27 protein-coding genes are annotated in these 25,442 nt (G+C 63.9%); 8 read left to right on the plus strand and 19 right to left on the minus strand.

Going from position 1 to position 25,442, the window contains the following annotated elements; all coding sequences use genetic code 11:
* Positions 1–13: 13 nt before the first annotated feature.
* Positions 14–835: an alpha/beta fold hydrolase gene (locus Q7V46_RS03695; protein ID WP_304912160.1), complete on the minus strand. Its 822-nt coding sequence runs from the start codon at positions 833–835 to the stop codon at positions 14–16.
* A 118-nt stretch (positions 836–953) separates the two neighbouring features.
* Positions 954–2,258, minus strand: a complete 1,305-nt coding sequence (locus Q7V46_RS03700) for an O-acetylhomoserine aminocarboxypropyltransferase (protein WP_304912161.1) — start codon at positions 2,256–2,258, stop codon at positions 954–956.
* A 188-nt stretch (positions 2,259–2,446) separates the two neighbouring features.
* On the opposite strand from Q7V46_RS03700, the gene Q7V46_RS03705 reads away from it, so the two are divergent.
* Positions 2,447–2,920, plus strand: a complete 474-nt coding sequence (locus Q7V46_RS03705) for a CBS domain-containing protein (protein ID WP_304912162.1) — start codon at positions 2,447–2,449, stop codon at positions 2,918–2,920.
* Positions 2,921–3,025: 105 nt separating this feature from the next.
* Here Q7V46_RS03705 and Q7V46_RS03710 read toward each other — a convergent pair whose 3' ends face one another.
* On the minus strand, positions 3,026–4,243 hold the full coding sequence (locus tag Q7V46_RS03710) for a polyhydroxyalkanoate depolymerase (RefSeq protein WP_304912163.1): 1,218 nt from the start codon (positions 4,241–4,243) through the stop codon (positions 3,026–3,028).
* Between the two features lie 134 nt (positions 4,244–4,377).
* Between Q7V46_RS03710 and Q7V46_RS03715 the strand changes: the two genes are divergently transcribed.
* A complete protein-coding gene (locus tag Q7V46_RS03715; RefSeq protein WP_304912164.1) occupies positions 4,378–5,034 on the plus strand; it encodes a glutathione S-transferase in 657 nt (218 codons plus the stop codon).
* A 200-nt stretch (positions 5,035–5,234) separates the two neighbouring features.
* Here Q7V46_RS03715 and Q7V46_RS03720 read toward each other — a convergent pair whose 3' ends face one another.
* Positions 5,235–5,654: a cupin domain-containing protein gene (locus Q7V46_RS03720; RefSeq protein WP_304912165.1), complete on the minus strand. Its 420-nt coding sequence runs from the start codon at positions 5,652–5,654 to the stop codon at positions 5,235–5,237.
* A gap of 181 nt (positions 5,655–5,835) precedes the next feature.
* Between Q7V46_RS03720 and aroC the strand changes: the two genes are divergently transcribed.
* Entirely contained in the window at positions 5,836–6,936 is a 1,101-nt protein-coding gene (gene aroC, locus Q7V46_RS03725) for a chorismate synthase (RefSeq protein ID WP_304912166.1), read from the plus strand.
* Between the two features lie 209 nt (positions 6,937–7,145).
* Here the strand turns inward: aroC and Q7V46_RS03730 are convergent, their stop codons facing one another.
* Complete coding sequence (locus Q7V46_RS03730; RefSeq protein WP_304912167.1) at positions 7,146–7,796, minus strand: GDSL-type esterase/lipase family protein; 651 nt, start codon at positions 7,794–7,796, stop codon at positions 7,146–7,148.
* Between the two features lie 362 nt (positions 7,797–8,158).
* Between Q7V46_RS03730 and Q7V46_RS03735 the strand changes: the two genes are divergently transcribed.
* Positions 8,159–9,334, plus strand: a complete 1,176-nt coding sequence (locus Q7V46_RS03735) for an MFS transporter (RefSeq protein ID WP_304912168.1) — start codon at positions 8,159–8,161, stop codon at positions 9,332–9,334.
* A gap of 3 nt (positions 9,335–9,337) precedes the next feature.
* Here the strand turns inward: Q7V46_RS03735 and Q7V46_RS03740 are convergent, their stop codons facing one another.
* Positions 9,338–10,123, minus strand: a complete 786-nt coding sequence (locus Q7V46_RS03740; RefSeq protein ID WP_304912169.1) for an IclR family transcriptional regulator C-terminal domain-containing protein — start codon at positions 10,121–10,123, stop codon at positions 9,338–9,340.
* A 182-nt stretch (positions 10,124–10,305) separates the two neighbouring features.
* Between Q7V46_RS03740 and Q7V46_RS03745 the strand changes: the two genes are divergently transcribed.
* The 3 genes from Q7V46_RS03745 to Q7V46_RS03755 all read left to right on the plus strand — a co-directional run bounded on the left by Q7V46_RS03745 (position 10,306) and on the right by Q7V46_RS03755 (position 12,912).
* Positions 10,306–11,238, plus strand: coding sequence for a 4-hydroxyphenylpyruvate dioxygenase (locus Q7V46_RS03745; protein WP_304912170.1), 933 nt, complete (start codon positions 10,306–10,308; stop codon positions 11,236–11,238).
* Positions 11,235–12,149, plus strand: a complete 915-nt coding sequence (locus Q7V46_RS03750; RefSeq protein ID WP_304912171.1) for a sugar phosphate isomerase/epimerase — start codon at positions 11,235–11,237, stop codon at positions 12,147–12,149. The genes Q7V46_RS03745 and Q7V46_RS03750 overlap by 4 nt, the downstream gene beginning before the upstream one ends.
* An 82-nt stretch (positions 12,150–12,231) precedes the next feature.
* On the plus strand, positions 12,232–12,912 hold the full coding sequence (locus tag Q7V46_RS03755; protein ID WP_304912172.1) for a DUF4286 family protein: 681 nt from the start codon (positions 12,232–12,234) through the stop codon (positions 12,910–12,912).
* Positions 12,913–12,992: 80 nt separating this feature from the next.
* Here the strand turns inward: Q7V46_RS03755 and Q7V46_RS03760 are convergent, their stop codons facing one another.
* Together Q7V46_RS03760 and Q7V46_RS03765 are read right to left on the minus strand one after the other, a co-directional pair.
* Positions 12,993–13,979: a tripartite tricarboxylate transporter substrate binding protein gene (locus tag Q7V46_RS03760; protein ID WP_304912173.1), complete on the minus strand. Its 987-nt coding sequence runs from the start codon at positions 13,977–13,979 to the stop codon at positions 12,993–12,995.
* Between the two features lie 299 nt (positions 13,980–14,278).
* The gene (locus Q7V46_RS03765; RefSeq protein WP_304912174.1) at positions 14,279–15,367 is read right to left on the minus strand and encodes a tartrate dehydrogenase; all 1,089 of its coding nucleotides are present in this window, start codon (positions 15,365–15,367) and stop codon (positions 14,279–14,281) included.
* Between the two features lie 115 nt (positions 15,368–15,482).
* On the opposite strand from Q7V46_RS03765, the gene Q7V46_RS03770 reads away from it, so the two are divergent.
* A complete protein-coding gene (locus Q7V46_RS03770) occupies positions 15,483–16,430 on the plus strand; it encodes a LysR family transcriptional regulator (RefSeq protein WP_304912175.1) in 948 nt (315 codons plus the stop codon).
* An 11-nt stretch (positions 16,431–16,441) separates the two neighbouring features.
* Here Q7V46_RS03770 and Q7V46_RS03775 read toward each other — a convergent pair whose 3' ends face one another.
* The 11 genes from Q7V46_RS03775 to aroE all read right to left on the minus strand — a co-directional run bounded on the left by Q7V46_RS03775 (position 16,442) and on the right by aroE (position 25,348).
* Entirely contained in the window at positions 16,442–16,771 is a 330-nt protein-coding gene (locus tag Q7V46_RS03775) for a flagellar basal body protein (protein WP_304912176.1), read from the minus strand.
* 138 nt (positions 16,772–16,909) lie between these two features.
* Positions 16,910–17,764: a shikimate dehydrogenase gene (locus tag Q7V46_RS03780; protein ID WP_304912177.1), complete on the minus strand. Its 855-nt coding sequence runs from the start codon at positions 17,762–17,764 to the stop codon at positions 16,910–16,912.
* Between the two features lie 14 nt (positions 17,765–17,778).
* Positions 17,779–18,276: a DUF3237 domain-containing protein gene (locus tag Q7V46_RS03785; RefSeq protein ID WP_304912178.1), complete on the minus strand. Its 498-nt coding sequence runs from the start codon at positions 18,274–18,276 to the stop codon at positions 17,779–17,781.
* Positions 18,246–19,187 carry an alpha/beta hydrolase gene (locus Q7V46_RS03790; protein ID WP_304912179.1) on the minus strand — a complete coding sequence of 314 codons (942 nt, stop codon included), beginning with the start codon at positions 19,185–19,187 and terminating at the stop codon, positions 18,246–18,248. Before Q7V46_RS03790 ends, Q7V46_RS03785 begins: the two co-directional genes overlap by 31 nt.
* 26 nt (positions 19,188–19,213) lie before the next feature.
* Complete coding sequence (locus tag Q7V46_RS03795) at positions 19,214–20,515, minus strand: TRAP transporter large permease (RefSeq protein ID WP_304912180.1); 1,302 nt, start codon at positions 20,513–20,515, stop codon at positions 19,214–19,216.
* Positions 20,512–21,048, minus strand: coding sequence for a TRAP transporter small permease (locus tag Q7V46_RS03800; RefSeq protein ID WP_304912181.1), 537 nt, complete (start codon positions 21,046–21,048; stop codon positions 20,512–20,514). The genes Q7V46_RS03795 and Q7V46_RS03800 overlap by 4 nt, the downstream gene beginning before the upstream one ends.
* A gap of 108 nt (positions 21,049–21,156) precedes the next feature.
* Complete coding sequence (dctP, locus tag Q7V46_RS03805) at positions 21,157–22,149, minus strand: TRAP transporter substrate-binding protein DctP (protein WP_304912182.1); 993 nt, start codon at positions 22,147–22,149, stop codon at positions 21,157–21,159.
* Between the two features lie 171 nt (positions 22,150–22,320).
* Complete coding sequence (locus tag Q7V46_RS03810) at positions 22,321–23,004, minus strand: TetR/AcrR family transcriptional regulator (protein ID WP_304912183.1); 684 nt, start codon at positions 23,002–23,004, stop codon at positions 22,321–22,323.
* A gap of 66 nt (positions 23,005–23,070) precedes the next feature.
* Complete coding sequence (locus Q7V46_RS03815) at positions 23,071–23,961, minus strand: DMT family transporter (RefSeq protein ID WP_304912184.1); 891 nt, start codon at positions 23,959–23,961, stop codon at positions 23,071–23,073.
* Between the two features lie 64 nt (positions 23,962–24,025).
* Positions 24,026–24,490, minus strand: coding sequence for a type II 3-dehydroquinate dehydratase (aroQ, locus tag Q7V46_RS03820; protein WP_304912185.1), 465 nt, complete (start codon positions 24,488–24,490; stop codon positions 24,026–24,028).
* Between the two features lie 36 nt (positions 24,491–24,526).
* Complete coding sequence (aroE, locus tag Q7V46_RS03825; protein ID WP_304912186.1) at positions 24,527–25,348, minus strand: shikimate dehydrogenase; 822 nt, start codon at positions 25,346–25,348, stop codon at positions 24,527–24,529.
* Between the last annotated feature and the right edge of the window lie 94 nt (positions 25,349–25,442).

A 25,442-nucleotide genomic window follows, 5' to 3' on the forward strand; every position in this document is an offset into this window, starting at 1 on the left:
CCGTGCGCTGCGCTCATGGCGCCTCGAGAAAGTCGCGGATGGCGAACAGAGTCGCATCAGGCGTTTCGGTCATCTGGTGATGGCCAACCGGCAGGCTCACCACCTGCACAGTCCGACCTGCGGCCTGGGCGGCCTTGATCAAGCCTTGCGCCGCCTTGGGTTGCGTCATCTGGTCCTGGCCACCGAGCAGGAACAGGACCGGACAGGCAAGGGCGGACATGGCGGCTTCGCCCCCGGCGTAGGTGTCGCAGGCCACGAAGCCTCGGTGGAACACATTGACCTGGGTGTTGCTGGCCAGCACCCGGCGACCCAGCGCGGTGCTTGCGCCAAACACCCAGGTACCAGGACCCAGCGCCGATGGCGGGGCGGCCAGTGTGCTGCGCGAAAAAACGTTGACCATCTTGAGCGCTTTCTCTGGCTCGTTGAGCGAAGCTTCGATGAGAGCGGGTGACACCTTCATGGGATAGGCCGTGCCCACCAGCACGAGGTGGCTGATGCGACTCTTCAGCCGCGCTGCGGCCTCCATGGCGATCAGTGATCCCCAGCTGTGGCCCACCAGCGCAGCCGTCTGAACGCCCGCTGCGTCGAGCAGGGCACCGATGAACTCGGCGGCCTCTTCCACAGATGAGGGTGCTTCGCCTTCGCTCTTGCAATGCCCGGGTAGGTCCACTGCCAGCACGTTCCAGCCGTGGTGAGCCAGGTAGCGGCTTTGCAGGATCCAGACGCTGTGGTCATTGAGCACGCCGTGGATGAATACCACGGTCGGTTTGGCGGCGTCGAAAGCCTTGCCGCCGGTGTAGCAATAGGTCTGGGCGCAGTTGACGGTCAGATACATAGGAGGACTCCGGTATGGCGGGCATGCAAGGGTTGGTCCAGCAGCTATCGCGGAACCGGCTTCGCCGGGCCGCAGGTAGCGCCCCTTTGGGGGTAGCGGCCGCAGGCCGATGCGGGGGTCAACACTTCTCAGCGGCTTTGAGAGCGCGTTTGAGGTCATCGATCAAGTCATCGGGATCCTCCAGGCCGATGGACAGTCGAATCGTGCCAGGGCCGATGCCTCCTGCGGCCAGCGCCTCATCCGTCATGCGGAAGTGCGTGGTGCTGGCGGGGTGGATGACCAGTGAGCGGCAGTCGCCCACGTTGGCAAGGTGGCTGAATATCTTGAGTGCCTCGATGAACGCCTTGCCCTGTTCGCGGCTGCCCTTGATGTCGAAGCTGAACACCGAGCCCGCGCCCCTGGCACCGAAGTGCAGCAGCTTGTTGGCCAGCGCATGGCTGGGATGGGATTCAAGCAGCGGATGGCCCACGCGGCCCACCAGCGGGTGGGCCGCCAGAAACTGCACCACCTTTTCGGTGTTGGCCATGTGGCGGTCCATGCGCAGAGACAGCGTTTCCAGGCCTTGCAGGATCAGCCAGGCGCTGTGGGGCGAGAGGCAGGCACCGAAGTCGCGCAAGCCTTCGCGCCTGGCGCGCAGCAGGAAGGCGCCCACGGTGCTCTCTTCACTGAACACCATGTTGTGGAAGCCCTCGTAAGCCTCGGTGAGTTCAGGAAATCGGCCGGATTTTTCCCAGTCGAAGCTGCCTGCATCGACCACCACACCGCCGATGACCGTGCCGTGGCCGCTGAGGAATTTGGTGGCGGAGTGGTAGACCAGATCGGCACCGAGCTCGAAGGGCTTGATGAGGTAGGGCGTGGTGAGCGTGGAGTCGACCAGCAGCGGCACGCCGGCTTCATGGGCGATCTGCGCCACGGTGGGGATGTCCAGTACGTCCAGTCCCGGGTTGCCCACTGTCTCGCCGAAGAAGAGTCTGGTGTTGGGTTGCACGGCAGCCTTCCAGCCGTCGATGTCGCCTGGCTTCACAAATGTGGTCTCGATACCAAAGCGACGCATCGTGTAGTGCAGCAGGTTCTGGCTTCCGCCATAGAGCGCTGTGCTGGCCACGATGTGTGAGCCTGCACCCATGAGCGTGGCCACACTCAGGTGCAGCGCGGCCTGCCCACTGGCGGTGGCAATGCTCCCGATGCCGCCCTCAAGTGCGGCCATGCGCTGTTCGAACACGGCATTGGTGGGGTTGCTGATACGGCTGTAGACGTGCCCCGCGCGCTCCAGATTGAAGAGGGCCGCTGCATGGTCGCTGGACTCGAAGACGAACGAGGTGGTGAGATGGATGGGTACGGCGCGCGCGCCAGTGGCGGGGTCCGGCGCGGCGCCGGCGTGCAACGCCAGCGTGTCGAATCCGGGGTCGGAATAACCGGGCATGAACAGGTCTCCTGGGAAGGGTGGTGACAGGCAGGGTCGGTGCCGGTGTGTGCGGGCTTGCCCCAGTGCGGCTGCCAGGCTGGGGCTTCGGCTGCAATTGTGGGCTATATTTGAACCCACGCCAGTTTGCGAGCCTGCACCGCGCAGACTCAGGGCTGAGGACATCACGAATCCCTAGGAGAAGAGCCATGAAGGTCAGCGACATCCTGCGCGTCAAGGGCAACACGCTCTACACGATCACCCCTGAGGACAGTCTGGCTGACGCCGCTCAGCTCATGGCCGAGAAAGACATCGGGTCGCTGGTGGTGATGTCCAATGGTCGTGTGGTGGGCATGCTGAGTTTCCGTGAGGTGATCCAGGCGGTGGTCAAAAATGGTGGCAACTTTGGCTCCACCACCGTTTACCGCGCCATGGACCCTGGCCCGCTGACCTGCACCATCGCCACCGACATGGATGAAGTGCGGCGCATGATGCTCGACCGCCACGCACGCTACATGCCGGTGATCGACAACAAGATGCTGATGGGCGTGATCAGCTTCTACGACGTCGCCAGGGCGGTGGTCGACGCCCAGAATTTCGAGAACAAGATGCTCAAGGCGTACATCCGTGACTGGCCTGAGGACGCAGAGCCGCAGGACGACAGCGAGCAGAAGCAGCCCTGAGCCGAGCGCGGGAGAGCGTCGGCAGCCCAGCACCTGACGTCATTCAACGCATGGCCTCTGGCCTCAAAGAGCCTGACGGCTTCGCAGCTGACGGGGTGGTGTGTATCAGCCCTCGGCTGCGTGAATCATGTCCCGCACCCGCGGGTAAATCTGCTGGTTCCAGCGCCGCCCGCTGAACACACCGTAGTGCCCCACGCTGGTCTGCACATGGTGGGTCTTGAGGTAGGGGCGCACGCTGGTGCACAAGTCCTGTGCCGCCACTGTCTGGCCCACAGCGCAGATATCGTCGCGTTCGCCTTCCACCGTCATGAGTGCGGTGCGCCGGATGGCCGCAGGGTTCACGGTTCGGTCCTTCCAGGTCAGCTTGCCCAGGGGCAGATCGTAGGTCTGGAACACCTTTTCCACTGTTTCCAGGTAGAACTCGGCGGGCAGGTCGTTGACAGCCAGGTACTCCTCGTAGAAGTTCTGGATGGTCGCGGCTTCTTCCATGCGACCGTGATCCAGATGTTCGAACATCAGGCGGAACGACTCCTTGTGGCGCTCCGGGTTCATGCTCATGAAGGCGCTGAGCTGGACGAAGCCCGGGTAAACGCGCCGCATGTAGCCCGCATGCGGCAGGGGCACGCGGCTGATGAGGTTCTGTTCGAACCACGCAATGGGTTTGCTGACTGCAAGGCGATTCACCTCGGTGGGGTTGACGCGGCAGTCCACCGGGCCCGCCATCAGCGTGATGCTGCGCGGTTGGGCGGGGTTGTCGTCTTCGGCCATGATGGCCGTGGCCGCCAGCGCAGCCACACAGGGCTGGCACACCGCCACCATGTGGCTGCCCGGCCCCACGGCTTCGGTGAAGCGGATCATGTAGCTGATGTAGTCGTCCAGGCTGAAGCCACCATGCCGCAGTGACACGTCTCGAGCGTTGTGCCAGTCGGTGATGTAGACGTCGTGATCCTGCAGCAGGGTGCGAGCGGTTTCACGCAGCAGCGTGGCAAAGTGGCCTGAGAGCGGTGCCACCAGCAGCACTGAGGGCTGATAGGGCTGGCCGGCGTCTGCCTTGCGAAAGCGCAGGAGGGTGCCAAAGGGCAGCGTGAGCACACTTTCTTCGGTCACGGCCACGTCCTGATCGCCGATCGTGACCGAATGAATGTTGTACGGTGGCCGTGAATGGGTGAGTCGCATGCGCGAGTACACATCGCACGCGGCAGCGACCTTGCGCATCACGCTGCGCTCTGTCTGCTGGAGCAGCAATGACGAACCGATGTGCTGGGCCGCAAGCCGAAAGGGGGATGCCAGATCGGACTGGAACTGATAGGCCTGATACAGCATGACGGTGTTTCCGGGGAAGGATGCAGCGGATGCAGGCAAGTACCGGGCCAGGCAGGTTGCACCGCTTGGGTGCGCGCAACACGCACAAAACTGGCACAGCGTTTGCTCAGTGCTGCACACACGAGGAGCATTTCATGGCCACAGCGGTTCTCACGATCAGCAGCAAGAACTATGGAGCCTGGGCGTTGCGTGGCTGGCTGATGGCCCGGCTGGCCCGGCTGGATTTCACCGAGCACGTGATTTCACCTGACGACCCCGACATGAAGGCCGAAATGCTGCTGCTTTCCTCGTCTGTGCGCGTGCCCGCTCTTCAGCACGACGGCGTGCATGTCTGGGACACACTGGCCATCGGGGAATACCTGAACGAGATCAAGCCCAAGGCTGGCCTGCTGCCGGCAAACCTGGCCGCGCGTGCTCATTGCCGGTCCATCTGCGGTGAGATGCATTCCGGCTTCAGCGCCATGCGGTCTTCGCTGCCCATGAACATCAAGGCCCACTTTCCGGGCTTCAAGCTGTGGTCGCGTGCGCAATCCGACATCGACCGCATCGAAGCCATCTGGCTTGACTGCCTCTCCACCTACGGCGGCCCCTACCTGTTCGGTGCCAAGCCCTGTATCGCTGACGCGATGTTTGCGCCGGTGGTGACCCGTTTCATCACCTACGAAGTGGCGCTGGACCCGGTGTGCGTGGCCTATTGCGACACCATCATGGAAATGCCGGCCATGAAGGAATGGGTGGCTGCGGCCGAAGCCGAGCCGGACGAAATCGACGAACTCGACGCAGAGTTCTAGCTCACCCCCGCGCCGCGCCTGCGGCGCGTCACCCCCTTCGAGGGGGCGATGCCAGTGGCCCGGCGGAGCCGGTTCCACGGCATCTTTGGATGGGGGCAGCTCGCTCCGGAGGGCCACCAGTGCCGCCCCCCCCTCGAAGCGCCGCAGGCGCGCCACGGAGGGGGGAGGCCGCAGAGCGGCGCAGGGGGGAGTCCCAATTCCTACCAGGGTGTGGGAGGTGGGATCTCGCAGACCGGGTCGACCGGTACCGACTTGAAATCGGCGGGCGACACGATTTCCAGGTACTCCATGTCGGGTGAGTAGTCGAACAGGTAGTGGCGGATGCCGGGGCGCTGGTGCACCACGTCGCCTGCCTCGACCAGGGTGACCTTGTCTTCGTACATGAACTTGGCCCAGCCCTTGGTCATGATCACGATCTGAAAGTCGGCTTCGTGGATGTGCCAGCCGGTGCCGCCGTCAGGCGGTTCGTTGGCCTTGACCAGGTGTGCGATCACCTTGCCGTGGGTGGCTTCAGCAACGCCGAGGTCGCGGTAGAGGAAAAATTCGCGCAGGCCGCCGCGCACGAACGCGGTGTCGTTCGGCTTGACGTGTGAGAACAGGGTGGTGGTCCGGTCCAGCATGGGGCGCTCCTTGTCGCTTGAGGCAGTTGGATTGCTGCGATGCAGCACAAAGCATGAAGCGTTCCATTGGCCGCCGGTGCATGGAACAAGGCGTTTGCATTCGGTGTCCAGTGCCGCCTTGCACCACTTTGGGCAAGGGTGCACGGCTTCAGGGCTCAGGCCTCGCGGATAATCCAGCCCCATGAGCGGCAATACCATCGGCACCCTTTTCTCCGTCACCAATTTCGGTGAGTCCCACGGCCCGGCCATTGGCTGCGTGATTGATGGTTGTCCGCCCGGCATGGCGCTGAGCGAAGCCGACATACAGGTCGAGCTGGACCGGCGTCGCCCCGGCACATCGAAGTTCGTGACGCAGCGCAACGAACCCGATACGGTGGAGATCCTCAGCGGCGTGTACGAGGGCAAGACCACCGGCACACCCATTGCGCTGCTGATCCGCAACACCGACCAGCGCAGCAAGGACTACGGCAACATCCTGCAGACCTTTCGGCCGGGCCATGCCGACTACACCTACTGGCAGAAATTCGGCATCCGCGATCCGCGCGGTGGTGGTCGCAGCTCGGCCCGCCTGACCGCACCCACGGTGGCGGCTGGTGCGGTGGCCCGCAAGTGGTTAAAGGAACGGTTCGGCACCACCTTCCGTGGCTGCATGACGCAGATCGGCGAACAAGTGATCCCGTTCGAAAGCTGGGACCACGTGCCGCACAACCCCTTCTTTGCACCGGTGGCCGATGTGTCGGCCCTGGAGGACTACATGAACGCGCTGCGCAAGAGCGGCGATTCGTGTGGCGCACGCATCCGCGTCACCGCCACCGGCATGCCGGTTGGGCTGGGAGAGCCTTTGTATGACCGGCTCGATGCCGACATCGCCCACGCGATGATGGGCCTGAACGCGGTCAAGGGCGTGGAGATCGGTGCCGGCTTCGCCAGCGTGGCCGACAAGGGCAGCACCCATGGCGACAGTCTCACACCCGAGGGCTTCGCGGCCAACAAGGCCGGTGGCGTGCTGGGCGGCATCAGCACCGGGCAGGACCTGGAAGTGGCCATCGCGATCAAACCGACCAGCTCGATTCTGATCCCACGGGACACCATCGACACCTCTGGCGCTGCCACCGAGGTCATCACCAAGGGCCGCCACGACCCCTGCGTGGGCATTCGCGCCACACCCATCGCCGAGGCCCTGCTGGCCCTGGTGGTGATGGACCATGCGCTGCGCCACCGGGCGCAATGCGGTGATGTGGCTCTGCGGACACCTGATATTGCAGCGGCAGGTCGGGCCTGAATTGGCGCGACTGCCAGCAAGTCAAACCCAGCCAGCAGGGCAAGCAAATCATTTGACATGCACCGGTTTTGCGGCTCGTCCACGCTCCGAAGGCGTGCGTCAATCTGTGGTTGTAACAATTAATTTAAACTTCTTGCCAACCAAAGGATCTAACTTCTTCAGAATTGATTGGCCTGAATAATATTCAACCTACATCATCTCACGTTAAATCAGAAAGTATTGACCACACTGTTCTTGAGTGCTTCCTGCGAATTGTTGTTGTAGTGAATCATGTCCGAATGGTAATGCACCCGATCATAGGGAATATTTGCCACCATGTTCACATACCGGCTGCCGGTTGCGCCAGCAGCACTGCGGTACATGGCACTGTAGGCGGAAGCTTCAGGTGGTCCGCCTCGTTTGTAGGTCATGTCTCCCAGGATCACCACCACACCGTTTTCATTGGCAATCATTGCCATATCCTCCAGATGTTTTTGCGTCTGGGCATAGCAGCCGCGGCAGGCCCGCCAGTAGTCGTTGGTGCCATGGGAGATGATGATGTGTGTGGGGCGATGAGTCGCCAGCACACTGGGCAGGCGCTTGACAGCATCTGCAGCGGTTTCGCCACTGAGGGCAGAGACCACGATGGTGCTGCCGGGCCGCTCGGCTTTGAGCTTTTCTGTCCAATGCTCGTTGGAGGTGACAAATTGCCCGTTGTTGTTGCTCAGGGAGTCACCAAACACAACAACAACTGAGCGAGCTTCGGAGCCCCCGCCGCCGCCGCAGGCAGTTAGAATGGCAACAGCCATGCTAACTATCAATATACGAAAAAACTTGTCGATTAATGCTGTATGGCGCGCAAATGAATTAGATTCTGACATGTTGTCCCAATACTCAATGATTAATTTCCAATAATATTCGTGAATTATTGGTCAATACATTGAGCGGTGTGTCAATCTGTAAATCGTTTATGGTGACTTTCTTCACGCTGACGCGCGCTTTTCACATCGGCTATCGCCACGGAGCAACAGTGTGAAGTTCGCTCAAGCACGCGTCGGTCGTGTCGTTGTCAGTCAGAGTGGTTACAGATGCGCGCCATGGTCGGCGGGTTCAGTTTGGCGTCGCGATGGCCCCGGGACAGCAGATACCCAAGCTGAAGCTTATTCGCCGGTTCCAATGAAAACGCTGAGATATGGACAACGTGAATTGCTGATATCGACACAAACCAGAGCGCGGGCGTCTCTTGGCTGATCGAAAACAGTTGTTCCCCTTCGCCATGCTGTCGGCGAGCTATTTCGCCCACATCGGTTTCTTCAATCCCTACCTGCCGCTGTGGCTGAAGGACATGGGGTTCGGCCTCATCGCCATCAGCGTGCTGACCTCGGTGCAATCGGCCACACGCCTGTTTGCGCCCTATGCCTGGGGCACGCTGAGCGACCGCACCGGTGAGCGCGTGAAGCTCCTTCGCTACGGCGGCACGGCCGCGCTGGTGTTGTCGCTGGGCTTGTGGTTCGACATGGGCGGCGTGGCCTTGTTCGTGGTGCTGCTGCTCATGTTCAGCCACACCAGCGCCATGATGCCCATGAGCGAAGCCGCGCTGGCGCACCTGGTGAGCCATGGTGGCGCATTCGACGCCAGACGCTACGGTCGAGTTCGCCTGTGGGGATCGCTGGGCTTCCTGGTCACGGTGGTGGCTGCAGGTGCCTGGTTCGAGCGTTTCGGCATGTCGCACTTTCCGGGCTGGACCGCGCTCACACTGGCCGCCGTGGCACTGAGCGTGTGGTTGTTACCCGACGCGCGCGAGGACTCGCATCACACCGACGATCACCCCGATGTCTGGCCGGTGTTCCGCCAGCCAGCGGTGCGCTGGTTTTTTCTGTCGATGTTCTTCCATGTGCTCTCGCACATCTTCATCTACATCTTTTTCTCGCTTTATCTGGATTCGCTGGGCTACAGCAAGACCGTGATCGGTCTGCTTTGGGCAGTGTCGGTGGTGATCGAGATCGGTTGGTTCTTCACTCAGGGGCGCTGGTTGCCGTTGCTTTCTCTGCCCGGCTGGCTGGTGCTGGCGGCCGCGCTCATGGCGCTGCGCATGGGCATCACGGCGGGTCTCCCGCTGGTGTGGCCGTTGTTGTTGTTGGCCCAGGCGGTGCACGCCATCACTTTTGCGGCCCATCACACGGTGTGCATCGCCTTGCTGTCGCAGCACTTTCCCGGCCGCCTGCGCGGGCGCGGGCAGGCGCTGTATTCGGTGCTGGGCTATGGGTTGCCGGGCGTGCTGGGCGGCGTGGGCGGCGGGTTCCTGAGTTCGGCGCTGGGGCTGGCCAGCGTGTTCTGGCTTTCCATGGTCAGCGCGCTGGTGGCCATGGTCTGTGCATGGCGCCTTTGGCGTCTTCACCGCCCTGCCAAACGGGCCTGATGCTCAGAGCAGGGGCCTCAGGCCTCGTGCGGCTTCCTGCAACACCGGCAACACACGGGCCAGCGCATCGGCCTGGCTTTCCTGGTTGATGGGCATGGTGATGCTGATGGCGCCGTGCACGCCGTTGTGCCGGTCCAGCAGGGGCACGGCAATGCCCCGGGTGTTCAGTTCCAGTTGTTGCTCCAGCATGGCCCAGCCCTGGCGTCGGAAGCGCTGCAGCTCTTCGCGCAAGACCTGCGATGTGGCCAGCGTGTAGGGGGTGAACGCCTGCAGGACGCGGTCGGTCAGCCAGGCGTCCGTTGCCGCCTCCCCCCGGGCGGCCAGAATGGCCATCCCGGCAGTGGACAGTTGGGCCGGGATGCGCGAACCGAGGATGTAACCGGTGTTCATGTGCCGCTGGGCACCGCTGCGCGCGATGTAGACGGCTTCGTCGCCATCGAGCACCCCAAGGTAGGCGATTTCCTGGGTGCCGCCGGCGATGCGCTGCAGGAAGGGATGCACCAGCCGAGGGAAGCGGGCCGACTCCAGGTAGGCATGACCCAGCCGCAGGATGCGTGGCGTTAGCCAGAAGAGCTTGCCATCGGTACCCATGTAGCCCAGATGCGCGAGCGTGAGCAAGTAGCGTCGCGCGGCCGTGCGCGTGAGGCCGCAGCGCGCGCCCGCCTGGCTGGCGGTCAGGCGGGGATGCTGGTCGTCAAACACCTCAATGATGGAGAGGCCTTTTTCCAGCCCGGCAATCCAGTCGCGTTTGTCCAGCGTTGAAAGGGAAGAGGGCGTGATGAGATCCATGGGGTGAAGGGCGGGTGACCGTGGAAAACCCGCGATCCGTTCGATGATCGAACACTGTTGAGCGATTATCGATCAGCATCTTGAGCGCAAGCTGCCCCGGCAAGAACCGACGCTTCTACAGTGTCAGGTGAGTGCGGCACCTGCAGGTGCAGGTTCGCCCGCACACCATCCGGAGACCCTGCATGAGTGACCTCCTGCTCAACCACCCCGAGGGCCGCGAGCCCTTGCAAGCCTCATTCAGCGACGCCGCGAACCCGCTGGGGCTGGACGGCATTGAGTTCATCGAGTACGCCACCTCGCAGCCACAGGCGCTGGGACAAGTGCTGGAGATGATGGGTTTTCGCCCGGTGGCTCGCCACCGCTCGCGCGAGGTGCTGCTGTACCGCCAAGGTGATCTGAACATCGTGGTCAACGCCCATCCGATGGACGCCAAAGGTGCCGGGCACGGCGGCAGCGTACCCACCTTGTCGGCCATGGCGCTGCGGGTGCGCGACGCGCGTGCGGCCTACCACTGTGTGCTGGAGCGCGGTGCCTGGGCGGTGAGCACGCACGCCGAAGTGATGGAGCTCCACATCCCGGCCATTCATGGCGCGGGCAGCAGCCGAATCTACTTCGTGGACCGGTACAGGGAGTTCTCGATCTACGACGTGGACTTTGTGCCCATCCCCTCGGTGGACCAGCATCCACCGGCCACGGCCGGCATCCACTTCTTCGGCATCGTGCAGTACATCGGTCCCGAGCGCAGCAACGACTGGATCGCCTTCTATAACGAGCTGTTCGGCGCCGAGCTGATCCCCGACGAGCAGCGTTTCGGGATCATGCCCAAGGGCACGCTGCTGCGGGTGCCGGCGCTCGACGCTGCCAACCGTTTCATGCTGCAACTCATCGAACCCGAGATCAATGTGGTCGACAGCGACGAACGCTTGCAGCGCATCGGGCTGGGCGTGCCCGACGTGCTGGCTGCCGTGAAAGCGCTGCGAGCCCTGGGCGTGGAGTTCGTGGAAACACAGGCCGCCCACACCGAACAGCGTGGCGCCATCAGCAAGACCTATCTGGGTTCGGTGGTGTTTGAACTGGTGCACAGCCCGCTGACCACGCACAGGGTTGACCCATGAGCACGCCCCACGCAATCTCGGAAGCCATCAATGGCTTCGGTATGGACACCATCACCTTTGCCGGCCCGCTTGAAGCCAAGCTGGCCGCGATGAAGGCGGCCGGCTTTTCGCAGGTGATGCTCAAGGCCAACGACCTGGTGGGTCACCCCGGCGGACTGGACGCGGCCGTGCAGGCTGTGAAAGACAGTGGCCTGCGCGGCACCGGATTCCAGGTGCTGCGAGATTTCGAAGGACTGTCTGGTCACCTGCACCATTACAAAGTGGACATCGCCAAGAGCATGCTGGAGATGTGCGCGGCGCTGGGCTGCCAGGTGATGCTGGCGTGTTCGTCCACCTCCACCCACGCCAGCCAGGATCTCGACCACATCGCGCGCGACCTGCGCAAACTCGCCATGCTGGCGCTGCCCCTGGGGATTCGCATCGCTTACGAGGGCCTTTCGTGGGGCCGCACCATCAACGAGTTCACCACGGCCTGGGACGTGATCTGCCGTGCTGACTGCCCCAATCTGGGCCTTGGAATCGACTCGTTCCACATCTTCGCGGCCAAAACCTCGCTGGAAGAAATCGACTACCTGGACCCGGACAAGATCTTTCTGGTGCAATTGGCCGATTTCATGTGGCAGGAAACCAAGACCTTTGAAGAGCGCATGACCACCGCGCGCACGTTCCGCGTGTTTCCTGGTGAAGGCGTGCACAGCGAACAGCTGGTGGATCTGGTGCTTCGGCTCGACCGCCTGGGTTACCGGGGTGACTACAGCTTCGAGGTGTTCAATGACGACTACCAGCAGATGCCGCTGCCACAGGTGGCCGAGCGCGGCCGGCGCTCGGCGATGTGGCTGGCCGAGGATGTGCTGCGCCGTTCAGTGCCTCTGCCGAACCAGATGCGCCTGAAATCGCAGGCGAATGGATGATCCGGGTAGCCTTCAGTCGCTCGATCTTTGGCGGAATTGTTCCGCTGCAGTTGCGCTGACTTTCTTCCGACAAGGAGACCACATGCACCCACGGGGACAGGCCCAGTTGGCGATCTGGAGCGACATCGAGCCCGAACAGGAAACCGACTACCTGCACTGGCTCACCCGCGAACACGTGCTGGAGCGGGTGGGCGTGGACGGTTTTGTGTCGGGGCGTGTGTTTCGCAGCGAGGTCGCTGGCAAATGCCGCTTCTTCATCACCTACGAGTTGGTGGAGGCAGGCGTGCTGGCCGGGCCTTCCTACCTGGCCCGCCTGAACGCGCCCACACCTTGGTCGCAGCGCACCATGCCCATCCTGCAGAACTTCGCACGTGGCGGTGGGCCGGTGGTGGCACGCGCCGGTCTGGGTTGTGGTTCGGTGGTGGTGCCGTTGCGCGTTGACCTGGAGGCAGCCGGCTTGCTGGACGAGGCTGCGCAGCGCGCGCTGGTGGACCGCATCGCTGGGCTCGATGCGGTGGCGCAGGTTTGGCTGATGCAGGTGGATGCGGCAGCCACCGGGGTGCCCACCAAAGAAAAGTCGATGCGCCGCAGTGCAGAAGGGGCATTCGACGGGGTGCTGGTGATCGAGGCCTTGCACGAAGCGGCCGCCAAGGCAGCACGGGGGCAGATGCTGCACAGCCAAATGGCGGCTGCCACATTGTCCGATCGGCAGGTGTTTACCGCCTGCTTTCAGCTCGAGCGACGGCTGGCGGGGCTCGCCTGAGTTCAGATTGAAAATGCTCCCGGCTGCGCAGGCGGCCTGGGGCATTGTTCATATGAACCGCTGGTACACGCCGAACTGTTTCACTCGATCTCGACCTTGGCGTCCTTCACCAGCTTGGCGAACTTTTCGGTTTCGCTGGCGATCTGCTGTGCCATCTGCTCGCTGGTGTTGCCGACCGGCTCGGCGCCGATCTCGGCCATGCGTGCAGTGAATTCTGGCGACTGAATGATCTTCACGATTTCGCTATTCAGGCGGGCCACGATGTCCTTTGGCGTGGCTACCGGCGCCAGCACGCCGAACCAGGTGCCGATGTTGAACCCTTGAAGGCCCGCTTCTTCGAGTGTGGGAACGTCAGGCAATGCGGCCGAGCGTTTGGCCGTGGTCACGGCCAGGGCGCGTAATTTGCCGGCCTTGATGTGCGGCAGCACTGGTGTGATGGTGTCGAAGCTCATCATGATCTGGCCGCCGAGCAGATCGGTGGTCAGTGGCGCGCTGCCCCGGTACGGGGTGTGGATCAGCTGTGTGCCTGTCTGTCCCTGGAACTGGGTGCCGATCAGGTGCTGCGCGGTGCCGTTTCCGTTGGAGCCATATGCCTGCTTGCCTGGTTCTGCCTTGACCAGGCTCACCAGTTCGGCCACGGTCCTGGCGGGTGTGCTGACATTCACCACCAGTACGTTGGGCACCAACGCCACGGTGGTCACAGGCACAAAGTCCCTGGAGAAATCGTAGGCCAGTTTCTTGTAGACGCTGGAGGCAATGGTGTGGTGCACGGCGCCCATCAGAAGGGTGTGGCCGTCCGGGCTGGCTTTGGCCACGAAGTTGGCCCCGATTGTGGCGCCAGCACCAGGCTTGTTGTCCACGATGACTGGCTGGCCAAGCACTTCGGCCAGGGGCTGTGCCAGCGCGCGGGCCAGCACGTCGGTGGTACCGCCTGCGGGGAAAGGCACCACCAGGTTGATGGGTTTGCTGGGCCAGGCCTGGGCCATGGAGCTGCTGCTGGAGATGGCCAGTGTCAATGCAATGGCCTGCGTAATGCGGCGGCGGGAAAAAGTGGTCGTTGTCGTCATGCTTGTCTCCAAAAATGGCGCGGTTTGCGCTCTGGTGAACCGGACTTTACGGGCCGGAGGGTGTGTCGAATCACCGGCAAAGTGAATCCGGCGTGAACTTGAGTTCAACAATGAGTGGCAGATCGGTGCAACCCAAGATGCCGAACGGCAGGCGGGCTGTGATGGCGGTGCGAATCACCTGGCGCACAAGCGCCGGGGGGTGCGAAGTGCGCGAGCGCTTGCAGTCTCGGGCTCCACGCCCGTGTATCCCCGCAAGTGGTCTGCCCGGCCGCAGTCGCTGCGCGCCGGGCATCGATAAATCAGGCGGCCAGGCGCTGTTCGGTCGCGGCAAGCAGCTCGCACACCGCCTGTGTCACTTGGGTCGTGGTGGCCTTGCCGCCCAGATCGCCGGTGTGCAACGCAGGGTTGGCCGTGACCTGTTCAATGGCACCCATCAGGCGCTTGGCGGCGTCGAACTCGCCCAGGTGTTCCAGCATCATCACGCAGCTCCAGAATGTGCCCACCGGGTTGGCCAGGCCTTTGCCCATGATGTCGAAGGCGGAGCCGTGGATGGGTTCGAACATGCTGGGGTAGCGGCGCTCGGGGTCGATGTTGCCGGTGGGGGCGATGCCCAGGCTCCCGGCGAGGGCGGCGGCAAGATCGCTCAGGATGTCGGCATGCAAGTTGGTGGCGACGATGGTGTCCAGCGTGGATGGCCGGTTCACCATGCGCGCGGTGGCCGCATCCACGATTTCCTTGTCCCACTTCACATCAGGGAACTCCTGCGAAACCTGCACTGCGATCTCGTCCCACATCACCATGGCATGGCGCTGCGCGTTGCTCTTGGTGATCACGGTCAGCAGCTTGCGAGGGCGGCTTTGCGCCAGTTTGAACGCGAAGTGCATCACGCGCTCGACACCGGCGCGCGTCATCATGGTCACGTCGGTGGCGGCTTCAATGGGGTGGCCCTGGTGCACGCGGCCGCCCACGCCGGCGTATTCGCCCTCGGTGTTTTCGCGCACGATGACCCAGTCCAGGTCTTCGGGCTTGCAGCGCTTGAGCGGTGCATCGATGCCTGGCAGGATGCGCGTGGGGCGCACGTTGGCGTACTGGTCAAAGCCCTGACAGATCTTCAGGCGCAGGCCCCAGAGGGTGATGTGATCGGGGATGTCCGGGTCGCCGGCTGAGCCGAACAGGATCGCGTCCTTGTTGCGCAGGGCGTCCAGGCCGTCTGCGGGCATCATCACGCCGTGCTGGCGGTAGTAATCGCCACCCCATTCGAAGTTTTCAAACTCGAACCGGAATCCGCTGCCGGATGCGGCCATGGCTTCAAGCACCTGCTGGCCTGCAGGCACCACTTCCTTGCCGATGCCGTCTCCGGGAATGGTGGCGATGTTATAGGTTTTCATGGCTGGTCTCCGATTGGAAATATGGAACGATGGCTTGACTCTATGCCTTGCGTCTCTGTTTTGATCGGAGCTATAGTGAATTCATTGTTCACCTGAATTTAACAATGGAGTGGCCATGAGCAACGCCATCGTGCCCGCCGACCTGGGTTTTTTTTCGGTGCTGGCCAGTGCCGGCAGCCTCAGCGCGGCAACGCGCGAACTCGGCATCACCACGCCAGCGGTGAGCAAGCACCTGGCGCAGATGGAGGCGCGCGTGGGCGTGCCGCTGGTCAACCGCACCACCCGGCGCATGAGCATGACGCCCGAGGGTGAGCTGTATCTGGAGCACGCGCGCCGCATCCTGGGCGAGATCGACACCATGGAGGAACTGCTGGGTGCTTCCAAGGCGGCTCCCAAGGGCCTGTTGCGGGTAAATGCCACACTGGGCTTTGGACGCAGCCACGTCGCACCCTTGATTTCCCGTTTTGTCCGCACACACACCGAGGTGGAGGTGCAGTTGCAGCTGTCGGTGAATCCGCCCGCGCTCACCGATGACACGTTTGATGTGTGTATCCGTTTCGGTGCACCGCCGGACGCGCGCGTGATTGCGCGCCATATCGCACCGAACCGGCGGCTGCTTTGCGCATCGCCCGCCTACCTGGCCGAACACGGTATGCCCAAGGTGCCCCACGACCTGATTCGACACAACTGCATCGGCATCCGGCAAGGGGAAGAGGCGTATGGTTTGTGGCGGCTCTCGAGCGGGCGCGGCAAGAGCGCCAAAACCGAAGCGATCAAGACCCGTGGAACGCTCACCACCAACGACGGCGAGATCGCCGTCAACTGGGCACTTGATGGCCACGGCATCCTCATGCGCGCGGAGTGGGACATCCAGCGTTACCTGGCCAGCGGACGGCTCGTGCCTGTGTTGCCGCAGTACTTCACACCCGACGCCGACATTTTCGCCGTCTACCCGCAGCGGCACCAGATGGCGGTACGCGTGCGGGCGTTCGTCGATTTTGTGGCGCAGTCGTTTGCGGAGCCGCCGGGTGGTGGCAAGGCGCGGAAGCTGCCCGCATCCTGATCAACCGGCAATCAGGCCTTGGTGTCCAGCAGCGCACCCAGCATGCGGTCAGGTGTTTCCACGGTGCGCAGGTTGGCGGCAAAGCTGTAGACGCTCATGCGCTGCGCGATCAGGTCCTCGGCCAGATGGCCAAAGGGCGCACCAGCCACCGAAGCGACTTCGGGTTCGCGTTCGATCTGCGCTTTCACCCCGCCCAGGCCCGGCTGGGCGGTCTGGTTCACCACCTGCCGCTGGAAGCCCGGCGTCAGCGCGTTGGCCACGTTGTGGGCCGCCGTGTCCAGCCGCAGCTGGGCGGCTCTCATGCCGCTCATGCCGGTGAATGCTGCGGAAGTGACGGACATGGACATGGGTAGGAGGGTCTCGACAGGCACGGTATTTTTGCTGTACGTACCTGATCGGCAGATCAGTGGCCGATCTGAAGCCTGCACACGCACTGGCCGACAGACGGTCGTCCCCGTTCGGGCGTCAGCGTTCGGACCTCAGTAACTCAGTCGCGCCACCGAGCGCAAGACCTTCGCCGTGGTGGTGGGCAGGCCGAAGTACTCCAGGTAGGCCGGAATCTGCTCGAACAGCATGTCGGTGCCCACCTGCACGCGGCAGCCGCGGGCCAGCGCGGCGGAGAGAAACGCGGTCATCTCCATGCGCATGACGACTTCGCCGACGAAGGTGTGTGGCTGCAACCGCGTCACGTCCACGGGCAGGGGGTCGCCTTCGTTCATGCCCATGGGTGTGGCGTTGACGACCAGGTCAAAGCCTGCGGGGTCGTTGCTTCCGGTGTGGGTGCTGATGCTGGGGTAGTGCGCAGTCAGGCGCTGCGCCAACGCGTTGGCTGTGTCCGTGTTCACGTCGAACAGGTGGATGGCATTGACGCCAGCGGCCGCCAGCGACGCCGCAATGGCACAGCCCACGCCTCCGCAGCCCACCACCAGTGCACGGGCGCCGACCACTTGCAGGCCTTTGAGGCGCACGCCGCGCACAAAACCTTCGCCGTCAAAATTGTCGCCCTGCAGGCGACCGTCGGGGGTGCGGCGCACCGCATTGCAGGCGCCGGCCACGCGCACGGCGGGCGTCACGTCGTCCAGCAGGTCCACGGTCACGACCTTGTGCGGCATGGTGATCAGCGCGCCCCGGATGTTGGTGAGGCGAAACACCGACCGCAGGAAGTCCGGGTAGTCGGCCGCCTGGCATCCCATGGGCACGACCACGGCGTTCACGCCGGCGTGCTCGAAGTAGGGGTTGTAGATCATCGGCGACTTGAAGCTGTGCGTCGGGTAGCCGATGTGGGCGATGAGTTCGGTGTGGCCGTTGATGGTGGCCGACTTGGCATGTGTCATGGGTGTGAGTGGCATCAGCCGACCTGGAAGACCTGCAGTTGCACGCCGGTGGCCGTGCGCCGCACGGGTGCGATGAAGAGGCGCTGGTTCAGCCAGGCGTGCGGACCCTCCGGCGACTCGAACGTGGGCGCGCAGCGGAAATACACCTCGTCGTCGGCCACGGGTGCACCGGCCTGCAGGCGAGCCAGCACTTCAGGGCTGGACACGCGCAGGCCCCGGCTTTGCACGTAGATCAGCGTGCCGTCTTCCGCCTCGATGGTGTAGCGCGCATCAACGAAGGTGGCACCATCGACCCGCAGCAATGCCCAGTCAGACCCGCCAGGGCGAACACGCCCTTGCAGTGCCGCCCCGGTCACCTCGCCGCCCACGATAGGAATGTGCAGGCGTTGTCCCAGCGGTCCGGTCCCCTGTGCTTCAAAGGTGCCGATGCGCGCGTCGATGGTGAACGCGAAGCGCAGGGCTGGCGGCGTGGGCTCCAGACTCATGCCGTGACCGTGACTTCCCTGAGCCATGCGCACATGCGCTCGAACGACGCCTGCGCCGGGGCGCAATAGGCCTTGGCGCGCAGGTAACCATGGATCAGGCTCTCACCCCGGTCCAGCACCGCGGGTGTGCCGGCAGACTGCAGCGCCTCGGCGTAGGCCACGCCTTCGTCGCGCAGGGGGTCGTGTTCGGCCACCGCCACATAGGCGGGCGGCAGGCCAGCGTGGCTTTCGGCCAGCAAGGGGGCCACCAGCGGGTTGAGCAGGCCGGCCGGGTCGGGGCTGTACATGGCGTTGACTGCGGGCATGGAGGCCACGGTCACCAGCGGTCCATCGGCGTTTTCGCGGTGCGAGGGGCGGTCGGTGTTGAAGGACACCGCCGGGTACACCAGCAGTTGGGCGCGCAGCGGGTAGGCGCTGCCGCGCAGCACCAGGGTCACCGCAGCGGCGAGGTTGCCGCCAGCGCTGTCGCCGCCGATGGCAATGGCGTCCCGGTCGATGCCCAGCCAGTCGGACTGGTCGAACAACCAGCGCGTCACGGCCGTGCATTCGTGCAGGGCACGGGGAAACGGGTGCTCGGGTGCCAGCGCGTAGTCCACGCTGATGACCATTTGCTGGTTGGCCGCAGCGATGCCGGCGGTGATGTCCCAATGGGTTTCGGGACTGCCCTGCATCCAGGCGCCGCCATGCATGTACACCAGCGCGGGCAGTGCAGCTTCGGCCTGTGCGGGACGGAAGGTGCGCACCCGCACCTGTGTGCCTGTCTCGGGCACCTCCACCTGGTGCACATCGGTGACGATGCCTTCAGGGTGCGGCTCGCGCATGCCAGCGGCCACCACTTCGAAGTGGGCACGGCGCTGGGCTGGCCGTGCGCCGGCAGGCAGGGTGGACCAGGCTTGGTCCCAGTCGGCGAGGAAGCGTTGCAGGTCGGGGTGGATCATTGGCGTGTGAGGGTGGGGTGGCGGGGTCAACCCTGGTAACCGAACCGGCGCGGCAGCCAGAGCACGGCGTCGGGCACATAGGTGAGGAAGGCGAGCGCGGCCAGCATCACGAACACGAAGGGCAGGGTTTCCCTGACGATGCGTTTGATCGATTCGCCGGTGATGTTGCCCATGATGAAGAGCAACAAGCCGTACGGCGGTGTGATCAGGCCGATCATGAGGTTGACCGTGACCACCACGCCGAAGTGCACCATGTCGATGCCCAGCAGCTTGGCGGTGGGAATCAGGATGGGCACGATGACCAGGAGCACGGTGCCGCCTTCCAGCAGCGCGCCCAGCACCAGCAGCAACACGTTGACGATCAGCAGGAAGCCCATGGGCGTGAGGTCCATGGCGGTCAGGAACTGGCTCACCGCCTGCGGAATGTCTTCGCGGGTGACCACATAGTTGAACACCAGGGCGCCCGCGATCAGGATGCCGATCGACGCGGTGGAGCGACCGCTGGCGAGCAGCGCCCGGTACGCACCCACGGGCGTGACCGAGCGGTACAGCACCACCGAGATCAGCAAGGCATACAGCGCGGCCACGGCGGCGGCTTCGGTGGGCGTCATCACGCCGCTGTAGATGCCGCCCAGCAGCACCACCGGCATCATCAGCGCGGGAATGGCGCGCCAGGTGATGCCGGGCAGTTCGCGCAGCGGCACAGCGCGCTCCACCGGGAAGTTGCGCACCCGGGCCAGGTAGCCGTTCATGACCATGAGCACGAAGGCAAGCAGCAGACCCGGCACCACGCCCGCCATGAACAGGTAGCCGATGGACGCGTCCGATATCAGGCCGTAGAGCACCAGCGGGATCGACGGCGGGATGATGGGACCGATCACGGCCGATGCCGAAGTGAGGGCCGCCGCGTAGGCCGGCGTGTAGCGGCCGTCCTTGGTCATCATGTTGATCACCATGCGGCCCACACCGGCAGCGTCGGCTATGGCAGAGCCGGACATGCCGGAGAAGATCAACGATGACATGATGTTGACGTGGCCCAGGCCGCCGCGGAAGCGACCCACGATGGCGTTGCAGAAGCGCAGCAGGCGGTCGGTGAGCGAACCCATGTTCATGATCTCGGCCGCCAGGATGAACAGTGGGATCGCGAGCAGGGTGTAGGTGTTGTTCAGGCCTTGCAGCAGCTGTTCAGCGGCGATGCCCATGTCCTGCCCGGTGATGAACAGGTAGACGACCGTGCTGGCGATCATCGACAGCCCGATGGGCAGGCCCATGAGACTGAGCGCGAAAATCAGGTACACCGTGATGGCGAAGGGCGAAAAGAAGCTCATGCCGTTTCCTTGGCGCTGGCTGCTGGCAGCGGGTCGTCGTATAGGCGGCCGCGCACGGCTTCAATGCCGATGTGCAGGTGGCGCACCACCATGGCCACCACGAAGGCGATGTAGATCGAGAAAAGGTGGTCCATGCGGATGCCCAGGGATGCGGTGGACTCCACCTTCATGAAGGTCACATAGCTCCAGGCCGAGGGCAGCGACCACACCAGAATCACCACCACCGACAGGCTCACCACCACGGTGAACCAGCGTTTGACTTCGCGCGGCACCTGGCCGATGAGCACGTCGAAGCGGATGTCTTCGCGATTGCTCATCACGAACGAGGCGCCCCACAGAATGCCCCAGATCCAGGTGATGACGCAGATCTCTTCGGTCCAGGCCACAGGTTTGTTGAGCACGTAGCGGAACGTGATCTGCAGGATGAAGGCCACGAACATGGTGGCCATCATCACGACCTGGACGTGGTTGGCGCCCAGCCTGAGCCAGCGCAGCAGACGGGGAGCCGGGTGCAGGGAGTAAGTGAAATTCATGGCGGGATTCCGGGGACGTTCAGTTCACACAGTTCAATGGCTCCGGCGCGCCACATGCCCCGCACGACGACCCCTCTTCCAGAGGACGCGCAGCGGCGCAGGGGGTGCTTACAGCTTGTTGATGCGGTCCAGCATGCCGGCTGGCCAGTCTTTGGCGAACTTGGACTTGGCGTACACGTCAAGCACGTGTCTGCGGAATGCGGGCAGGTCGGGTGTGTACACCTCCAGGCCCTGCTGCTTCATGAAGGCTTCCTGCTCCACGTCGTCCTTGAGTGCCTGTGCGGTCACGGCGGCGGCGAACTTGTCGGCAGCGTCCTGCACGGTCTTCTGTTGCGCCGGGCTCAGGCTGTTCCACTTGCTCACGCTGATGGCAAACAGGTTGTTGGCGACCAGGTGGCTGGTCTTGACGATCTGCGTGGTCACCTCATAGAACTTCATGCTGCGCACCGCGCCCATGGGGTTGTCCTGGCCGTCGATGGTGCCGGTCTGCAGCGCGGTATAGACCTCGGTGAAGGCCAGCGGTGACGGGTTGGCGCCCATGGCGGTACCCACGAACTGCCAGCCTTCGCCCGGGGGCATGCGCAGCTTGATGCCGGCGAGGTCGGCCGGGGTCATGATCTTCTTCCTGGGCTTGAGGCCCAGGTGGCGCGTGCCAATGTAGGGCACCGACAGCACCTTGATGCCCATCTGCTGTTCCATCATGGCGTACAGCGCTTTGCCCACGTCGCTGTCGAACACGGCCTTCATGTGCACGTGATCGCGGAACACGTAAGGCGTGGTCACGATGCTCCAGGCGGGGATCTGCCTTTGCACATCGAAAGCGGCCAGGTTGGCCATGTGCAGGTTGCCGCGCTGCATGGCCACCGGCTCGGTGCCTTGTTTGAACAGGGTGGCGCCGAAGTAGGGCTTGAAGTCGAATTCGGCACCCAGCGCGCCGCCAAACGATTCCTTGAGGATCGCGGCGCGCACGTCGCTCTCGGCCACGGTGTCGGAGTAGATCAGTTCGACTTTGCCCTGTGCCAGGGACAAGGCAGGCAGGCCGATCGCGCACAGGCCGGCGGCGGCGCCGAGCAGGGTGCGGCGTTGGATGAAAGGGGTCATGGTGTGTCTCCTCTGAGGGGTGGCGGGATCGGTTTCAACAGGGTCGTTTTCGGCTTGGAACGCCTGAGCCGAATCATGTACGAACTGGTTAATTAAATCAACGAACGATGATCAGGGTTTTCCCGAGGCTCGGGTCACTGACCGCTGAACGGTGATTTCGGGGAAGCCGATTCAGTCGCGACGCAGGTAGCGTTCGACCATTTCCACCACGCTCTGGCGCCGCTGGGCCACCCAGTCGGGGGCTTCGGTGTCGCGCTTGAAAATCAGGCCGAAGGTGTGGCGGTTGGACACATTGAAGAAGGTGAGCGCCGAGATGGAGGCGTGGATATCCAGGGCGTCCAGCCCTGGCCGAAAGTCGCCCGCCGCCACGCCCCGGTCGTAGAGCGACTGGATGGCCGAGATGGCCGGCACGTTGAGATCCTGGATGAACGGGCTTTGCGCAAGGTACTGGCCCCGGTTGATGTTTTCTCCCATCACCAGGCGTATGTAGTTTTCGCTGTCGCGGTGGTGGTCGAAGGTGTATTCCACCAGTTTGCGCAGGGCGGCGGCAGGGGCCAGGTTCTCCAGATCGAGTTGACTTTCGTGAAACCGCATCTCCCCGTATGAAGCCTCCAGAACCGCCAGATAAAGGCCCTCTTTGCTACCGAAATAGTAGTAAATCATGCGCTTGCTGGTCTGGGTGGCCGCCGCGATCTCGTCGATGCGTGCGCCTGCGAGGCCCTTTTCGGCGAACTCGGTCATGGCCACTTCCAGGATGTTGGCCATGGTCCGCTCAGGATCGTTGGTGCGCGTGGTCTCTTTGGACTGGGCCTTGGGTCGGCCCGCCTTGCGCGCGAAATGTACCGGTTCGTTCATCAGACCAGTATAGGTTCGGCGCGCCCGTGTGCAAGCAACGAAGCGCCAGTCGGTGATGCCCGGCCTTCAGGGCGCCGGATCGACCACCGGCCGGCGCCGCAACGGGTTGAATCCGGTCACCAGCGCAGAAGCCAGCAGCACCAGGGCGCCGCCCATGAAGATGCCGGGCGAAAGCGCTTCACCCAGGAACAGGTGGCCCCAGGTCACGCCGAATACCGGGATCATGAACACCGGGCTCATGGCGGCCACGGGCGACACGTGCCGGATGATGCGCACATGGGCCCAGTAGGCCAGGCCCGATGTGACCACGCCCATGAGCAGCAGCGCACCCATGGCTTCCGGGGTGAAGCGGGCCTGCGGCCAGCCCCAAACCGTGCCGGGCAGCACCAGCACCAGGGCCGCTAGGTGGATACCGGCCGCAATCGCCAGCGGCTGCATGCGGGTGGTGGCGCGCTTCATGAGCGGTGTCGAGAAGCCGTAGCAGGCCGCTGCGGTGACGCAGGCCAGCGCGGCGGCCAGGGTGGCCGCATCCGGCTGCACCGGGCCCAGCCGCACGATCAGGCCCACACCCAGAAAGCCGCACACACAGCCCAGCAGCTTGCGCACGGTGAGCGTGTCTTCCTTGTACCAGGCAGAAGCCAGCGTACCGAACACCACCGCCGTGGTGTTCAGCAGGGCGCTGTAGCCGGCTGGCAATCGAAGGGCCGCCCAGGCGTACAGCAGGAAGGGCACCGCCACCGACAAGGCGCCCAGCACCATCAGCTCGCGCCAGTGCTCCCACGGCCATTGCTGGCGCAGACCCCTCATGATCAGTGCCAGCGTGACACCTGCCAGCGCCACCCGGCAACCGGCCAGCACCAGGGGCCCCATCACCGGGCTGGCGATGCGGATGAACAGAAAGGAAGCGCCCCACAGGGCCGACAGGGCGACGAGCTGGGCGAAGTGGCGGGATTTCACCGGTGGATTGTGGGGCCTGGCCAGGTCCGCCCGGAGCCGGCCTGTCGCCGGCAGGACCGTGAATTCAAGCGGCGTGCGTTCTGGCCTTGCGCACCAGGGCTTCGATGGCGAGGCGGTAGCCGTCGGTGCCGAAGCCGATCACGATGCCCGCCGCTGCTGGCGACACGTAGGAGTGGTGGCGGAAGGCTTCGCGCGCGTGCACGTTGGAGATGTGCACCTCGATCAGGGGCATGGGCTTCACGCCGTTGATGGCGTCGAACAGCGCCACCGACGTGTGCGTGAACGCACCCGGGTTGAACACCACGCCCATCAGCTCACCGGCCTTGAAGCGCCGGCCGGCGGCGTGGATCTGGTCGAGCAGGGCGCCTTCGTGGTTGCTCTGGAAGGCTTCGAGGGAATGGCCAAGGCCTTTGGCCACTTCGCTGCACATGGCTTCGACGTCGTCCAGGGTGGTGGCGCCGTAGACGGCGGGCTCGCGCGTGCCGAGCAGGTTGAGGTTGGGGCCGTTGAGCAGGAGGATGTGGGACATGGTGTTCTCGAAATGGGTCAACAGAGGGGGATGGTTTCAGACCAGAGGCACGGTGAGCCGCTCGATCACCGGTCGGGTGTCGGGGCGCACACCCCGCCACCAGAGGAAGGCTTCGGCGGCCTGCTCGATCAGCATGCCCACACCGTCGGCCACATGCGTGACACCGGCCTCGCGCGCCTGCTTCAGGAACGGCGTGAGCCCTTTGCCGTAGACCATTTCATAGGCCAGGGCATCCGGTGCGAACACGCCTGGCGGCAAGGGCAGTGTGTCTTGCGACAGGCCGGTGGAAGTGGCGTTGAGCACCACGTCGAACGTCTGGCCAGCCAAGTCTTCGTAGCCGCTGGCTTGCAGGGCCACGTGTGCTTCGAAATCGGCTTTCAGTGCGTGGGCCTTGTCGGCGGTCCGGTTGGCCACGGCGATCAGCGCTGGCCCTTGCCCCGCCAATGGCAGGATGGCCCCGCGCGTGGCCCCGCCCGCGCCGCACAGCAGCACACGCTTGCCCGCCAGCGACACGCCCTGGTTGCGCTGTATGTCGTTGACCAGGCCGATGCCGTCGAAGTTCTCGGCAAGGATGCGATCACCCTGGAATTTCAGTGCGTTCGCCGCACCGGCCAGCCGCGCCCCTTCAGACGGATCGGTGGCCAGTTCGAACGCCTGCAGCTTGAAAGGCAGCGTCACGTTGGCGCCGCGACCGCCCGCCGCGCAAAAGGCCAGCAGCGTGTCGCGAAACCCGTCCAGTGGCGCATCGATGGCGGTGTATTCCAGCACCTGCCCGGTGGCCTTCGCGAACAGGCTGTGGATCAGCGGCGACTTGCTGTGCGAAATGGGGTGGCCGAAAACGGCGTAGCGATCGATCATGGGGCTCCGGGCTGCCTGAACACGGGTTGGGAAGCGCCGATTGTCGCGCAAGCCCTTGATCGGCCCGTGGGCAAGGCTCGCTGCTTTGCCCGCA

The sequence above is a fragment of the Hydrogenophaga sp. genome, from assembly GCF_030651625.1.
In the GTDB taxonomy this organism is placed as follows: Bacteria; Pseudomonadota; Gammaproteobacteria; order Burkholderiales; family Burkholderiaceae_C; genus Hydrogenophaga.

Bases quoted from the DNA above. Each gene is read 5' to 3' on its own strand.
- Q7V46_RS03695 (WP_304912160.1), bottom strand. From the start codon at position 835: ATGTATCTGACCGTCAACTGCGCCCAGACCTATTGCTACACCGGCGGC.
- Q7V46_RS03700 (WP_304912161.1), bottom strand. From the start codon at position 2,258: ATGCCCGGTTATTCCGACCCCGGATTCGACACGCTGGCGTTGCACGCC.
- Q7V46_RS03705 (WP_304912162.1), top strand. From the start codon at position 2,447: ATGAAGGTCAGCGACATCCTGCGCGTCAAGGGCAACACGCTCTACACG.
- Q7V46_RS03710 (WP_304912163.1), bottom strand. From the start codon at position 4,243: ATGCTGTATCAGGCCTATCAGTTCCAGTCCGATCTGGCATCCCCCTTT.
- Q7V46_RS03715 (WP_304912164.1), top strand. From the start codon at position 4,378: ATGGCCACAGCGGTTCTCACGATCAGCAGCAAGAACTATGGAGCCTGG.
- Q7V46_RS03720 (WP_304912165.1), bottom strand. From the start codon at position 5,654: ATGCTGGACCGGACCACCACCCTGTTCTCACACGTCAAGCCGAACGAC.
- aroC (WP_304912166.1), top strand. From the start codon at position 5,836: ATGAGCGGCAATACCATCGGCACCCTTTTCTCCGTCACCAATTTCGGT.
- Q7V46_RS03730 (WP_304912167.1), bottom strand. From the start codon at position 7,796: ATGTCAGAATCTAATTCATTTGCGCGCCATACAGCATTAATCGACAAG.
- Q7V46_RS03740 (WP_304912169.1), bottom strand. From the start codon at position 10,123: ATGGATCTCATCACGCCCTCTTCCCTTTCAACGCTGGACAAACGCGAC.
- Q7V46_RS03745 (WP_304912170.1), top strand. From the start codon at position 10,306: ATGAGTGACCTCCTGCTCAACCACCCCGAGGGCCGCGAGCCCTTGCAA.
- Q7V46_RS03750 (WP_304912171.1), top strand. From the start codon at position 11,235: ATGAGCACGCCCCACGCAATCTCGGAAGCCATCAATGGCTTCGGTATG.
- Q7V46_RS03755 (WP_304912172.1), top strand. From the start codon at position 12,232: ATGCACCCACGGGGACAGGCCCAGTTGGCGATCTGGAGCGACATCGAG.
- Q7V46_RS03760 (WP_304912173.1), bottom strand. From the start codon at position 13,979: ATGACGACAACGACCACTTTTTCCCGCCGCCGCATTACGCAGGCCATT.
- Q7V46_RS03765 (WP_304912174.1), bottom strand. From the start codon at position 15,367: ATGAAAACCTATAACATCGCCACCATTCCCGGAGACGGCATCGGCAAG.
- Q7V46_RS03770 (WP_304912175.1), top strand. From the start codon at position 15,483: ATGAGCAACGCCATCGTGCCCGCCGACCTGGGTTTTTTTTCGGTGCTG.
- Q7V46_RS03775 (WP_304912176.1), bottom strand. From the start codon at position 16,771: ATGTCCGTCACTTCCGCAGCATTCACCGGCATGAGCGGCATGAGAGCC.
- Q7V46_RS03780 (WP_304912177.1), bottom strand. From the start codon at position 17,764: ATGACACATGCCAAGTCGGCCACCATCAACGGCCACACCGAACTCATC.
- Q7V46_RS03785 (WP_304912178.1), bottom strand. From the start codon at position 18,276: ATGGCTCAGGGAAGTCACGGTCACGGCATGAGTCTGGAGCCCACGCCG.
- Q7V46_RS03790 (WP_304912179.1), bottom strand. From the start codon at position 19,187: ATGATCCACCCCGACCTGCAACGCTTCCTCGCCGACTGGGACCAAGCC.
- Q7V46_RS03795 (WP_304912180.1), bottom strand. From the start codon at position 20,515: ATGAGCTTCTTTTCGCCCTTCGCCATCACGGTGTACCTGATTTTCGCG.
- Q7V46_RS03800 (WP_304912181.1), bottom strand. From the start codon at position 21,048: ATGAATTTCACTTACTCCCTGCACCCGGCTCCCCGTCTGCTGCGCTGG.
- dctP (WP_304912182.1), bottom strand. From the start codon at position 22,149: ATGACCCCTTTCATCCAACGCCGCACCCTGCTCGGCGCCGCCGCCGGC.
- Q7V46_RS03810 (WP_304912183.1), bottom strand. From the start codon at position 23,004: ATGAACGAACCGGTACATTTCGCGCGCAAGGCGGGCCGACCCAAGGCC.
- aroQ (WP_304912185.1), bottom strand. From the start codon at position 24,490: ATGTCCCACATCCTCCTGCTCAACGGCCCCAACCTCAACCTGCTCGGC.
- aroE (WP_304912186.1), bottom strand. From the start codon at position 25,348: ATGATCGATCGCTACGCCGTTTTCGGCCACCCCATTTCGCACAGCAAG.